This is a genomic window from Propionivibrio sp. (assembly GCF_047602565.1).
In the GTDB taxonomy this organism is placed as follows: Bacteria; Pseudomonadota; Gammaproteobacteria; order Burkholderiales; family Rhodocyclaceae; genus Propionivibrio.
The window spans coordinates 584,273-597,233 of the sequence record NZ_JASGGX010000001.1 but is presented as its reverse complement, the minus strand read 5'-3'; the positions used below and the strand labels follow the sequence as shown (position 1 = coordinate 597,233).

Genomic DNA, 12,961 nt, shown 5'->3' with positions numbered 1-12,961 from the left:
AGTTCGACAGCCTGCTGCGCGGCAACACTTTCGCCGAGATCGCCTGGCTGTTCAGGAACGCCGGGTTCGCGCGGGCGGTCTTCGCGCCGGCCTTCCCGGCGCAGGGCCGGATCACGGTCGGCGGCCGGCAGTGGATTATCCGCTCCGGCCTCGGGCGGGAAGCCGTGGCCGTGCCGCTGCAGAAGGCGCTGTCGCGCCTGGGGCTGCGCTCGGCGCAGGCGTTCGAGGCCTTCGGCGCGTTCGGGGCGTTCCGGAACGGCGTGCATATCTGGATTCCCGAGGTCGCCGAGGACCACGACCTCGATCAGGTCGTCCGGCAGGCGGACACCGGCGGGGACGGCATGATGTGGGTGGGCAGCGCCGGCCTGGGCAACGCGCTGGCGCGCCGTTTCGGCCTGGCGCCGGACGCGGCCCCGACCGCGCCGCTGGCCGCCGGCGCGGGGCCGAGCGTCTTGATCAGCGCCAGTTTCCAGCCGGTGTTCAGGGAGCAGTGGGCGCGGCTGCGCGCCAACCGGCCGGCGCCGGCCGTGGCCGAAGCTGGCGACGCCGCCGGCATCGCGGCGGCCATCGCGCAGGCGCGCGCCGGGGCGGGCGAGGCGTGGTTCGACCTTTCGCCGCGCGCGTCGATCCGCCCGGAGGAGGCCTTGCGCCGCCTGGAAGCGAACGCGCGGCGGCTGGTTGAGGAGCTGCCCGTGCCCGGCCGGCTGATCGTGGTCGGCGGCGACACCCTGCTCGGCCTGTGTCGCGCCGCGGGGGCGGCGGGCCTGACGGCGCGCGCTTCGCTCCGTCCGGGCTGGGGCTGCGCGCGGCTGATGGGCGGCGCCTGGGACGGCGTGCCCTGTTATTCACGCTCCGGGGCCTTCGGCGCGGCGGACGATCTCGTCGCCCTGGTCAGCGCCCTGGAGCAGCCAACATCTTGTTGAGAGGAAACGTTATGTCGAAAGCCATTCGTCTGGCGGTGACCATGGGCGACCCGTCCGGCATCGGGCCGGAAATCGTCGCCAAGGCGGCGCGCAAGCTGGAGCCGGAAATCGCGGCGGGGCGGATCGAACTGCTCGTCCTGGGCAGCGCCGAAGCCTTGGCCAAGGCCTGCGCGCAACTGGACGTGGCGGCCGACGCGCTGCCGCTGCGCATGATCGACGTCGGCCCGGTCGATGGCGAGGTGGTGACCGGCCGGATTGCCGCCGTCGGCGGCGAGTGGGCGTACCGCGCCGTGAAGCGGGCCACGGAGCTGGTGCAGGCCGGCGAGGCGGACGCCATCGTCACCGCGCCGCTGTCCAAGGAGGCGCTGCACCTCGCCGGCCACCTGTTCGAAGGGCACACCGAGCTGCTGGCGCACCTTACCGGCCAGCGCGACGCGGTGATGATGCTGGCGCACGGGCCGATGCGCGTGACGCACGTGACCACGCACTGCCCCATCGCCGACGTGCCCGGCCGCCTGACCCCGACGCGCCTGCGCCGGGTCTTCTCGGTCACGCTGGAAGCCCTGGAATGCCTCGGCTTCGACAAGCCGCGCCTGGGCGTGGCCGGGCTCAATCCGCATTCGGGCGAGGGCGGCATCCTGGGCCGGGAAGACGAGGAAATCATCGCGCCGATCATCAGGGAGTTCGTTGACCAGGGCTACGACGTCACCGGGCCGGTGCCGGGCGACACGGTGTTCATCAAGCTGCGCGCCAACCAGTTCGACGCGGTGGTGGCGATGTTCCACGACCAGGGGCACATCCCGGTCAAGCTGCTCGGCTTCGACGTTGACCCGCAGACCGGCAAGTGGCAGGCGATCAGCGGCGTCAACGTCACGCTCGGGCTGCCGATCCTGCGCACCTCGGTCGACCACGGCACGGCCTTCGACATCGCCGGCAAGGGCATCGCCAACCCGGACAGCCTGGTCGACGCCGCCGAATACGCCTTGAAGCTGCTCGAAGGACGGCGCAGGAAGGGCCTGTAAAAACCATCCGCGAAGCGAGGGACGCGACCATGACCGACTCCACGAATCCCGCCTGCCTGCATCCGCACCCGGACGACGCGGCGCGGCTGATCGCCGACATCCCGTCGCCGTGCGTGCAGAACCACGCGGCCAACCTGATGCCGCTGCCCAACGGCGACCTCGCCTGCGTCTGGTTCGGCGGCAGCCAGGAAGGGAAGTCCGACATTTCCATCTACTTTTCCCGGCTGCCGGCGGGCGGCGCGTGCTGGACCGAGGCCGTGAAGCTTTCCGACGACCCCGCGCGCTCCGAACAGAACCCTGTGCTGTTCCCGGCGCCGGACGGCGCGCTGTGGCTGTTCTACACGGCCCAGAAGTCGGGCAACCAGGACACCTCGATCATCCGCTGCCGCGTCTCGCACGACCACGGCCGCACCTGGGGGCCGATCGGCGTGCTGTTCGACAAGGCCGGCACCTTCGTGCGCCAGCCGGTGGTCGTGCTCGACAACGGCGACTGGCTGTTGCCGGTGTTCTACTGCCGCACCCGGCCGGGCGAGAAGTGGGTCGGCGACGACGACGTCAGCGCTGTGCGCATTTCGTCAGACCAGGGGCGCACCTGGAGCGAGGTCGAGGTGCCGGGCAGCGTCGGCTGCGTGCACATGAACATCGGCAAGCTGCCCGACGGTTCGCTGCTGGCCCTGTTCCGCAGCCGCTGGGCGGATCACGTCTACCAGAGCCGGTCGACGGACGGCGGCCGCACGTGGACGGCGCCCGTCCCCGCCGGGCTGCCGAACAACAACTCGTCGATCCAGTTCGTCACGCTGGCTAACGGCCACCTGGCCGTGGTCTTCAACGACGCCAGCGCCGCGCAGGCGACCGGGCGCCGCGCGTCGCTGTACGACGAGATCGAGGACGAGGCGGCGGGTGCCACACCGGCCGCCGCCGCGCCGCAGCCGGCGGCGCGGGGCCGCACGGCCTTCTGGGGCGCGCCGCGCGCGCCGATGACCCTGGCCATCTCCGAGGACGGCGGCAGGACCTGGCCGTACCGGCGCAACCTCGAAACGGGCGACGGCTATTGCATGACCAACAACTCGGAACTGCAGCTGAACCGGGAATACTCCTATCCCAGCATCAAGCAGACCGGCGACGGCGCGCTCCACATCGCCTACACCTTCTTCCGCCAGAAGATCCGCTACGCGCGGGTGGACGAGGCCTGGGTCCGGGGCGGCAGCCGGTAACGCATTTTTTGCAGGAAGCGAAACACATGAGCACATACACGCTGCTGAATGCCGGCCGCATCATCGCCGGGCCGGGAAGCATCGCCGGCATCAAGGACGTGGCGGCCGACCTGGGCGCCGAACGGGTGCTGATCGTCACCGACAGGGGCGTCGCCGGCGCCGGCCTGATCGAACGGCCGAGAAAGCTCCTTGAGGAAGCCGGCCTGCGCGTCGCCGTGCTCGACGACACGCCGCCCGAGCCGGAAGTCGGGCAGGTCGAGGCCATCCTCGCGGCGGCGCGGCCGCATGCGCCGGATCTGGTCGTCGGCATCGGCGGCGGCAGCGCCATGGACGTGGCCAAGGTCGTGGCCGTGCTGTTGAACAACGCCGTGTCGCTGCGCGAACTGGTGAACAAGACACCGATCGCGCGCCGCGGCGTGCCCACGCTGATGGTCCCGACGACCGCCGGCACCGGCTCGGAAACCACGCCGAACAGCATCGTCCTGGTGCCCGAGGACGAACTGAAGGTCGGCATCGTCAGCCCGAAGCTGATGCCCGACTGCGTCATCCTCGATCCGGAGCTGACCCTCGGCCTGCCGCCGGCGATCACCGCCTCGACCGGCATGGACGCGCTGTGCCACGCGATCGAATGCTACACCTCGAAAAAGGGCAACCCCTTCAGCGAACTGCTGGCACTCAAGGCGATCACGCTGATCTCGCGCAGCATCCGCCGGGCATTCACCACGGGAACGGACCTCGACGCGCGGCACGACATGCTGCTCGGCGCGATGTACGGCGGCATGTGCATCGCCACGTCGAGCACCACGGCCGTGCACGCGCTGTCCTATCCGCTGGGCGGCAAGTACCGCATCGCGCACGGCATCTCCAACGCCATCCTGCTGCCTTTCGTGATGCGCTTCAACGCCGTGGGCAACGAGGAGAAATTCCGCGACGTGGCCCTGGCGATGGGACTGGACGTGGCCTCGCTGTCGCCCGCCCAGGCCGCCGACGCGATGGTCGACGCGCTGTTCGCGCTCAACCGCGACCTGCGGATTCCCGGCGATCTCAAACGCTGGAACATCACCGGCGGCGACCTGGAAACGCTGGTCGACGGCGCGGCCAAGGTCACCCGCCTGCTCGACAACAATCCGCGGCCCATGGACAAGGCCGACATCCGCGCCATCTACGAGCAGCTGATCTGATCCCGGTGCGGCGCCGACATCCCGAGGTTCGGGGCCACGCCGTTTTTACTCTCGCTCAGCGTGTGCCGCCGGGCCGTCCGGAATAGCCGGCGGGCGTGCCCGACGATTCCGCCGCTGCGCGCGGGGAAAGCGGCGGCGCCTCGGGATAGACGCAGTTCGTGGCCGCCTGGGCGCGCTGGTAGCAGCGCTGGAGCAGGCGCTGGTCGGTGATCCGCTCGCCGTTCTGCAGGTTGACCGCGCGTTGGTACCAGTGATACAGCTGCGTTTCGGTGCACTTGCGGGGTACGGCCGCCTCGATCTCGCGCAGCAGCACTTCCCAGTGGCACGTCCGCTGGCTCGCGTCCTGGCCCTTGTTGCCGAACTGCATGACCAGCAGCATCGCCAGCCCGGCCAGAAAGGCGGCCGCGCACGGCAGGACGGGAAAGCCGGGAAGAGGGCCGGCGAACCACAGCACGCCGCAGACGATGGTCACGACCTCGATGGCCTTCTGGCGGCAGGCGCGGCTCAGATACTGGTGCCGGTGGTACAGGTGGTGGGTCAGCACATAGACCTTCAGGATCGCCTGCTGCCCGGCCTGGGAGAGTTCGCTGCGCCCGTCGTCCGTTCCGTTCGCTGCGCGGGGATCGGTGCCGTTGCCCATGCTTTACCTCTTTCTGTTCAGGGAGCGGGAGGCGGGTGAACGTCTGGCGGCCGCGTCCCGAAAGGGATACAAGCATGGCCGCCGCTGCTGCAAACCGAAATCAGACCATTCCGATTTCCACGAACGGCCGGCCGTGGACTCTCCCGCCCCGCGCGGCCGGGCTTTGCTTCATTCGTCGGCAAAAAAGCGCCGGATTCTCGCGATCAGGCCGGGCGCCGGCGTCGGCCGGCTGGCCGCCGCGGCCTTGACAAAATGCGCGCGCAGGTATTTCGCATAGTCGGCGTCTTCCCGCTTGATATGCCTGACCAGCCAGTGGGCGAGGGTTTCATGCAGTTCGCGGGCGACGTCTTCGCCCGCGTCGAAACGGCGCTTGTAGTCGGCCACCCGGTGGGTGAAGAGCTCATGCACCCGCGTGTGCGCGCGCAGGAAGGGGTAGGAGGCCTCTTCCATCAGCGTTTCCTCGTAGGTGAAGTGCGTCTGCGTGTAGTCGATCGTTTCGTCCAGGATGCGGGCGATCAGCGCCCGGTCGTTGACGTCGGCGTCGTCCAGCGCGTTGAGGTAGTCGATGATCCGCATGTGCTGCTGATCCAGCACCTCAAGGCCGACGCTGAACCCGTTCTGCCATTCCAGATGCGCCATGTTGCCTCCCTCCTTTCAGGACAAGAAATCCTTGGCCACGCTCGATATGTCTGCGCGCCTCCTCAATCCGCCGATTCCGGGCATGCGGAGCCCATCCGGCGCCGCGCCGCGGCGATGCAGCGGGCCATCGCGGCGAGCGCGTCGGCATAGGCGCGGCTCCACGCCGGATCGGGCGTGGCCGCGTCCATCCGTTCGAGCAGTTCGAGCGCCCGGAACGCATCGTCGAGGCCGAGCGTCCGGCAGCTGCCCTTCAGTCGATGGGCGAGCATCCGGACGTCATCCAGCTGGCGGCCGGAAAAGGCTTCCCGCAGGCGGGCGAGGTCGCGGTCCGACGTGGTGACGAACAGGCCGAGGAATTGCAGCCACTCCGCCTCGTCCACCTGAAGCATCCGTTGCGCGTCGTCCAGCGCCAGAAGGCTTTTCTCCATGGCCCTGTCCTCGCGGGAAGCCTGCAGCCGGGTTCCGCCCGTCCGGAGCCGGTCATCCGGTCCGGAAGCTTGCCAAAGGGGACGTGGCGGGCGGCATGGGGGGAGTTCATTTCTCGCCTCGGTGTCCTTTCATCTCGTTGATGTTGTTGTACGCCTTGATGAGCGAGTAGTCGGAGGTCGCTCCGAGCTTGCGCATGGCGCTCCTTTTCTGGGTGCTGACGGTCTTGATGCTGCGCTGGAACTGCTGGGATATCTCGACGAGCGTCAGCCCGGCGGCCAGGCGCGAGACCACCTGCTCCTCGCGGCGCGACAGGACGACTTCCCTGTCTGGCTGGCGCGCGTACTTGCCGACGTTGTATTGCAGGAGCTGCCTTTCGGTGTCGGCATCGACGTACAGGTGGCCTTCGGCGGCCGCGAAGATGGCGTCGCGCAGGCAGGTGAGGCTGCTGGACTTGGACACGAAGCCTCGCGCCCCGAGCCGCAGGGCCGAAATCACGGTGACCGGATCGGTCGCCCCGGAATAGAGGATGACCTGCAGCGAAAGCTTCCTCTGCCGGATCTGCTGCAGGATGCGCAGGCCGTCGGACGAGCGCAGGCTCTCGAAGTAGTAGTCGAGGATGAGGATGTCCGGCTTCGTCCGTTCCAGCATCGGCACGATGTCGTTGATGTCGCCCGTGGTTGCCGGCACGGCGATGCCGTGGCTTTCGAGCATCTTGCGGATGCCCCAGACGACCAGCGGGTGGTCGTCGGCCACGACGGCGCGGATGGCGGGGCGGCTGAAGGTGGAGAACGGGCTCGGCTTATCCATCGATGCGCTCGGTGTGCATGGCGGTCGCCGCCCGGCCCGTCCGGCCGGCGGCGATGGTGTTGAGGATCTTGGCATAGAGCTGCGGCGGATCGAACGGCTTGCTGATGAAGCCATTCATGCCGGCGGCCAGGCAGGCGTCCTGGTCGTCCTTGGAGGCGTTGGCGGTCATCGCCACGATGGGCAGCTCGCCGAACTGGCCGTGGAACCGCACCCGGCGCGTCGCTTCGAGGCCGTCCATCCTGGGCATGCGCATGTCCATCAGCACGCAGTCGAAGCCCTGGCTGTCGGCGAAGACATGTTCGAGCGCCTGCTGTCCGTCGGCGGCGAGGACGACCTTGGCCCCGGCGCGCCGCAGCATGGTGAACGCCACCTCGCGGTTGAGTTCGTTGTCCTCCACCAGCAGCACCCGCACGCCTTCGAGCGAACGGCGCGCCTGGGTGCCGGCGTCCTCGCCGAGCGCTCCGGTGGCTTCCCGCACCGGCACGGTCAGCCAGAACACGCTGCCCTGGCCGACCGTGCTTCTCGCCCCGACCGTGCCGTGCATCAGCGCGGCGAGTTCCTTGCAGATGGCCAGCCCCAGGCCGCTGCCGCCGTAGTTCCTGGTGGTGGAGGCATCGGCCTGCTCGAAGGGTTCGAACAGCAGGTTCTGCAGGCTGGGCGGGATGCCCGGGCCGCTGTCCTCGACGGTCGCCGTGAGCAGGCAGGCGGCGTCGGCGTTCTCGGTCCGCCTGACCCTGATCGACAGCCGGGCGCCGCCGGCGCAGGTGAATTTCAGGGCGTTGCTGACGAAGTTGGTGATGACCTGTTCGATCTTCTGCCGGTCGCCCAGCAGCCGCTGCATGCGGTTGGCGTCGTGGGCGAAGTCGAGCGACAGCCCCTTTTCGGCGAACTGGTGCAGGAAGACGTCGGAGATCGTCTGGAAGACGTCCTGCGGCGAAAACTCGGTTTCGCAGATTTCCATCTTGCGGCTTTCCAGGCGGGCATAGTCGAGGATGTCGGTGAGCTGGCCGAGCAGGAAGCGCGTGGTGGAGATCAGTTTGGTGACGCGGCAGCGCTGGGCGTCGGAAAGGCTGTCGTCGAGGATCAGGTGCGCCAACCCGATGATGCCGTTGAGCGGCGTGCGGATCTCGTGGCTCATGTGCGCCAGGAACCGCGTTTTGGCCTTGGCCGCGCTCTCGGCTTCGCGGCGCGCCATTTCGAGCTCCTGGGTATGGCGCGTGCGTTCCGAGATGTCGCGCGTCATGCCGACGACGCCGACGGTGCGGCCCCCGGCGTCGAGCAGGGGGCTCTTGACGGAATCGATGTGGATGAGCGAGCCGTCGTCCTGGCCGATCTGGGTGGTCGCGTGGTAGGTCCTGCCCAGGGCGCACGTCTTCCGGTCGATTTCGGTGGTGGTGTCGGCGATGCGCTTCGGGAAGAGGGTGGCGTTGGTCTGGCCGATGATCTCGTGGCGCGGCTTCTGCAGTTCGATGCACAGCGCCTGGTTGGCCACCAGGTAGCGGCCGTCGAGGTCCTTGATGAAGACGTAGTCCGGGATGGTGTCCAGAACCTGGACGAGGGCTTCCGCGAGCGTGAGGCCGGTCTCGCCGAGCTTGCATCCTGCCGTTTCCTGTCCGGAGCGGGGGCTGATCTGGTTGTTCGCGTCGTTGTCCATGATGTGGCGTGGTCAGTGGTTGGCGCCGGCAATGTAGCTGCGACGGTTCGGCAAAGCTGTTTCGCTGGCGCCAGACGATGTCCCCGGAGCGTCAGGCCGATCGTCGGCGCATCTGCCATGCCTCGCGGCGCCGGAGAATGCCATCGTCTTGTCCGATGTTGAGATTTATTCTCTGTCTAGGACTCCGAAGCCGGCAATAGGACTTATCTGAATTTGATTGAATTCCGCGCAACGGCAGGCATGCGGAAAATAGAACGTTTTTTGCGAATTCGATGCGTTTTGCATTTCTTGGCCGTCGTGCCGGAGGATGTTTCGCGATGCCCGGTCGCTAGGAGTGTTCCTATCGGAGCGCCGTCGCGGGACTTCGGAAGGGGCGAATGGCGCGCGAGGGATATGCATCGGCGTCCGCGGAGAAGTCCGCCCGGCGGCCGGTGGGCATAGTGGCGCTTCCTTCAGTTCGTCACAGGAGCAGCCACGATGAATCACCTCAGCCGTTTTCTCGGTTCCGCCTTCGCGCAGGGTTCGCGCGGCGATCGCGGGCCGGTTTCCTGCTTTCCGCGCGACCCCGGCAACGCGGTGCGGCAGCCGATCGCGCTCCACCGTGGAGGGCTCGCGCATGACCGGTGAGCCGCATGCGTCCGGCGGACTGCCGCAGGCGCGTTTCGGGACGTGGGGCGGGCGCGTGCATACGACGTCGGTTGCCGGCCAGGGCGGCGCGGCAGTGCGCGTGATTCCGAACGATGCGGTAAACGATATGGAGATCGCCGGAGGCCAGGGCCCGAGCGCGTTCCGGCGGGAGGACGACGGCCATGCCGGACGCCACGGCCGGGGTGCGGACGCTGCGGCGGGCGAAGTCCATGCACTGCTCCGGAAGCCGGCCCGCTGCGAGGTGGCCGCCGCGCATGAGGCGGCGATCTTCGCCCTGGCCGCGCTGGCCGAGGCGCGGGACGACGATATCGGCCGCCACATCCGCCGGACGCAGCACCTGGTGCGCGCCCTCGCGGAGGAACTGGCGCGCCATCCGGACTATGCCGGACAGCTGACGCCGCCGGTCATCGAGCTGCTCTTCAAGTCCGCGCCGCTGCACGACATCGGCAAGATCGCCATCCCGGACGCGATCCTGTTCAAGCCGGGCAGGCTCGATGCGGACGAGTTCGAAACGATGAAGACACATGCGCGCATCGGCCTGCAGGTGATCGAGCGCGCCGAAAAGGAATTCGGCGGCCCGATCGAGTTCCTGCGCATCGCCAAGGAGATCGTCCACGGCCACCACGAACGCTGGGACGGGACGGGCTATCCGCAGGGCGTGGCCGGCGAGGCGATCCCGCTCTCGGCGCGGCTGATGGCCGTGGCCGACGTCTACGACGCGCTGATTTCGGCCCGCGTCTACAAGCCCGGCATGTCGTACGAGGCGGCGGCCGAGATCATTCGCGCGGGCAGCGGCAGCCATTTCGATCCCGCCGTGGTGGCGGCCTTCGACGCGGCGGAGGAGCGGCTGATCCGGATCGCGCGCGTCTTCGAGGACCCGGCGCCGACGGTGCGCGCGGCGGCGGAGCGGACCGTCCCGGTGGACACGGGCGGCGCCCGCCTCGGAACGCGCGCTGGCGCGTTGCCCGGCGTCCCGGCCGGCGACGACATGGCCTGCGCGGCTTGAGGAGAAAACAATGCAGATGTCTGTGCAGGCGCCTTCGTGGCGCGACGTTTCGGCGCGCTTCTTTTTTGCGCGCTCGCTTTTGCGCATGAGAGTGCTGCCAGGAGCCTCCGTGCCGGTGGCCGCGCTGCTGAGTTGTTCGTCCGCTTTCGCGCTGACGATCGACGACGGGCAGACGGTCACCGTGCCGGGATCGTACGCATCGCCCTGGGATGCCGGCAGTCCGCTGATCGTGGGCGCTACCGCCAGCGGCGGCGCGCTCGTCATTTCCGGCGGCGGCGTCGTGTTGAACGAGCACGCTTTCCTGGGCCTCGCTCCCGGCAGTTCGGGCGCGGTCGTCGTCAGCGGTCCGGGTGCGCGGTGGGTCAACGCCGCCGTGCTGAGCGTGGGCGAGGAAGGTGCCGGTACGCTGGACATCGCCGCCGGCGGCCGCGTGTCGAATAGCGATGGCGTGCTCGGCTATGCGCCCGGCAGCGCCGGCGCGGTATCCGTGCGCGGTGCCGGTTCGCAGTGGGACAACTCCGGCCAACTGTTCGTCGGCTATGGCGGCGCCGGCACGCTTGAGATCATCGACGGCGCCAGGGTATCGAGCACGGACGGTTTCATCGGTACCGGCGAGGGTGCCGCGGGCCATGTGCGGGTCAGCGGTCCGGACGCGCGGTGGACCCAGGCCGGCGAGCTGTTCGCGGGCTTTGGCGGCGACGGCCTGCTTGAAATCACCGATGGCGGCAGCGTGTCGAATGCGAACGCCTCTCTCGGTACCGGGCCGGACGGCAGGGGCCGCGTGCTGGTCAGCGGCGCGGGATCGCGCTGGATCAACGCCGGCCTGCTGACCGTGGGCGACGGCGGCGCCGGCCGGCTCGACGTCGCCGACGGCGGGTACGTGGCGAGCGCCGACGGCGCCGTCGGCCAGGGGGCCGGCAGCGTCGGCGAGGTGCTCGTGCGCGGCGCCGGTGCGCGGTGGATCAGCTCCACCGGGCTGAACGTGGGCGTCCAAGGCGCGGGCACGCTGACCGTCGCGAACGGGGGAAGCGTGCAGGCGCCCTTCATCGCCGTCGCCGTCGGGAACGGCTCGACCGGCACGCTGAACGTCGGCGCGGCGCCGGGCGAGCGCGCGCTGGCGCCCGGCCGCCTCGACACGCCCGGAATCCATCTGGCGCAGCCGGCAACGAGCCGCATCAACTTCAACCATACCGACGACAGCGGTGCGTACGTCCAGGATTCGATACTGACCGGCCGGGGGGATGTCTCCGTGCATGCGGGCACGACCGTCCTGTCCGCCGACAGCTCGGCCTTCGCCGGCACCGTCTCGGTCCTGGGCGGACGGCTCATCGTCGCTCACGGCCTCGGCGGAAACTTCACTGTGGCGTCCGGCGGCACGCTCGGCGGGGGCGGCGCGATCGGTACGGCGGGCGGCAGCCTGCGCAACGCGGGGACGCTGGCGCCCGGCGCGCTCGATGCGCCGGGCTCGTTCTCCACGCTGACCGTCCGGGGAAACTATGTCGGCGACGACGGCACGCTGGTCCTGAACACGGCGCTCGGCGGCGACGACTCCGCCACGGACAGGCTGGTCGTGCAGGGCGATACCGCCGGCCGGACCGCCGTGCGGGTCAACGGGACCGGCGCCCAGGGCGGACAGACCGTCAACGGCACGCGGGTCATCGCCGTCGGCGGCGCTTCCGACGGCCGGTTCACGCTGGCCAACCGGGTGGTCGCCGGGCCGTATGAGTACAGCCTGCACAAAGGCCTGCCCGACGGCAGCGGCGGCGACTGGTATCTGCGCTCGGAGCAGTCCGACGGCGGCACGGACAGCGGTGGCTCGGGCGGCGGCGATGCGGGCGCCGGCGGCGTCAAATCGCCGGAATGGCGGCCCGAGGTCGGCGCGTATCTGGCCAATCAGGACCTGGCCGCCGCGCTGCAGCGGCATACGCTGTTCGACCGCCAGGGCGCGCAGCGCGGCCATGACGCCGTCTGGAGCCGGGCGATCGGCGGGCGCCAGCGCGGTCACGCCGCCGGCGGCCAGGTCGACCAGGACACCGACTACGCACTGCTGCACGTCGGCGGCGACGTCGGGCTGTCCGGACGCGACGATCTGCGCCTGGGCCTGATGGGCAGCTGGGGGCAGGGCCGGACGCATGCCGGGGCGCAGGGCAACCGCCATCGGGCCACGGGAGAGCTGGAGGGCTACAGCCTCGGCCTTTACGCCACCTGGCATGCCGACGGCAAAACGCGGCGCGGCGCGTATGCCGACGCTTGGCTGCAATACGGCCGCTACCGGAACCAGGTCAAGGGCGACCTGCTGCAGCCGGAGAATTACGATTCCAGAGTCATTTCCGCCTCGCTGGAAACCGGCTACCAACTCATTCTGGCCGAAGGCGCGTCGCACGCCGTGCGCCTGACGCCGCAGGCCCAGATCATCCACAGCCGCCAGCGGGCCGACGGGTACGCGGAGCAAACCGGCACCGTGATCGACCACTCGGGAGACGGCACGGTACAGACCCGGCTGGGGATGCGGCTGTCCCGCGACGGAGCGCATGACGGCGGCGATCTGCGGCCGTACGTCGAGGCCAACTGGTGGCATGCGGACCGGAACCTGTCGATCGCCTTCAACGGCATCGACGTCAACCAGGGCGCGCCGCGCCGCCGCTGGGAACTGAAGTCCGGGCTGCAAGGGGCGATCGGCAAGAACTGGACCGGCTGGATACACGCCGGCCTGCAGCGCGGCGACTCGGATTACCGGCAGCTCGAAGGCATGGCCGGATTCAGCTACCGGTGGTGAGACCCCGCCCGGCAAGACACCT

General features: G+C 69.4%; 12 protein-coding genes and 1 pseudogene. 8 read left to right on the top strand and 5 right to left on the bottom strand.

Features of this window, described 5'->3' with window-relative positions; translation table 11 throughout:
- Positions 1–11: 11 nt before the first annotated feature.
- The 5 genes and pseudogenes from QM701_RS02745 to QM701_RS02725 all read left to right on the top strand — a co-directional run.
- Positions 12–125 (top strand): annotated as a pseudogene (locus QM701_RS02745) (four-carbon acid sugar kinase family protein); the annotation flags it as partial.
- Between the two features lie 45 nt (positions 126–170).
- Complete coding sequence (locus QM701_RS02740; protein WP_415165566.1) at positions 171–923, top strand: nucleotide-binding domain containing protein; 753 nt, start codon at positions 171–173, stop codon at positions 921–923.
- An 11-nt stretch (positions 924–934) separates the two neighbouring features.
- Positions 935–1,945 carry a 4-hydroxythreonine-4-phosphate dehydrogenase PdxA gene (gene pdxA, locus QM701_RS02735; protein WP_415165565.1) on the top strand — a complete coding sequence of 337 codons (1,011 nt, stop codon included), beginning with the start codon at positions 935–937 and terminating at the stop codon, positions 1,943–1,945.
- 29 nt (positions 1,946–1,974) lie between these two features.
- Complete coding sequence (locus QM701_RS02730) at positions 1,975–3,159, top strand: sialidase family protein (protein ID WP_415165564.1); 1,185 nt, start codon at positions 1,975–1,977, stop codon at positions 3,157–3,159.
- 26 nt (positions 3,160–3,185) lie between these two features.
- Positions 3,186–4,340, top strand: coding sequence for an iron-containing alcohol dehydrogenase (locus tag QM701_RS02725; protein WP_415165563.1), 1,155 nt, complete (start codon positions 3,186–3,188; stop codon positions 4,338–4,340).
- A 55-nt stretch (positions 4,341–4,395) separates the two neighbouring features.
- Here the strand turns inward: QM701_RS02725 and QM701_RS02720 are convergent, their stop codons facing one another.
- From QM701_RS02720 to QM701_RS02700, 5 genes are all read right to left on the bottom strand, one after another.
- The gene (locus tag QM701_RS02720; protein ID WP_415165562.1) at positions 4,396–4,980 is read right to left on the bottom strand and encodes a hypothetical protein; all 585 of its coding nucleotides are present in this window, start codon (positions 4,978–4,980) and stop codon (positions 4,396–4,398) included.
- A 168-nt stretch (positions 4,981–5,148) separates the two neighbouring features.
- Positions 5,149–5,619: a bacteriohemerythrin gene (locus QM701_RS02715; RefSeq protein ID WP_415165561.1), complete on the bottom strand. Its 471-nt coding sequence runs from the start codon at positions 5,617–5,619 to the stop codon at positions 5,149–5,151.
- A 62-nt stretch (positions 5,620–5,681) separates the two neighbouring features.
- A complete protein-coding gene (locus tag QM701_RS02710) occupies positions 5,682–6,047 on the bottom strand; it encodes an Hpt domain-containing protein (RefSeq protein WP_415165560.1) in 366 nt (121 codons plus the stop codon).
- Between the two features lie 106 nt (positions 6,048–6,153).
- Positions 6,154–6,855: a response regulator gene (locus QM701_RS02705; RefSeq protein WP_415165559.1), complete on the bottom strand. Its 702-nt coding sequence runs from the start codon at positions 6,853–6,855 to the stop codon at positions 6,154–6,156.
- Positions 6,848–8,509 carry an ATP-binding protein gene (locus QM701_RS02700; protein ID WP_415165558.1) on the bottom strand — a complete coding sequence of 554 codons (1,662 nt, stop codon included), beginning with the start codon at positions 8,507–8,509 and terminating at the stop codon, positions 6,848–6,850. Before QM701_RS02700 ends, QM701_RS02705 begins: the two co-directional genes overlap by 8 nt.
- Positions 8,510–8,986: 477 nt before the next feature.
- Between QM701_RS02700 and QM701_RS02695 the strand changes: the two genes are divergently transcribed.
- From QM701_RS02695 to QM701_RS02685, 3 genes are read left to right on the top strand one after another with little or no spacing between them, the layout of a single operon-like run.
- Positions 8,987–9,136 carry a hypothetical protein gene (locus QM701_RS02695; RefSeq protein ID WP_415165557.1) on the top strand — a complete coding sequence of 50 codons (150 nt, stop codon included), beginning with the start codon at positions 8,987–8,989 and terminating at the stop codon, positions 9,134–9,136.
- On the top strand, positions 9,126–10,163 hold the full coding sequence (locus QM701_RS02690; protein ID WP_415165556.1) for an HD-GYP domain-containing protein: 1,038 nt from the start codon (positions 9,126–9,128) through the stop codon (positions 10,161–10,163). Before QM701_RS02695 ends, QM701_RS02690 begins: the two co-directional genes overlap by 11 nt.
- A 10-nt stretch (positions 10,164–10,173) precedes the next feature.
- The gene (locus QM701_RS02685) at positions 10,174–12,939 is read left to right on the top strand and encodes an autotransporter outer membrane beta-barrel domain-containing protein (RefSeq protein WP_415165555.1); all 2,766 of its coding nucleotides are present in this window, start codon (positions 10,174–10,176) and stop codon (positions 12,937–12,939) included.
- Positions 12,940–12,961: the final 22 nt, after the last annotated feature.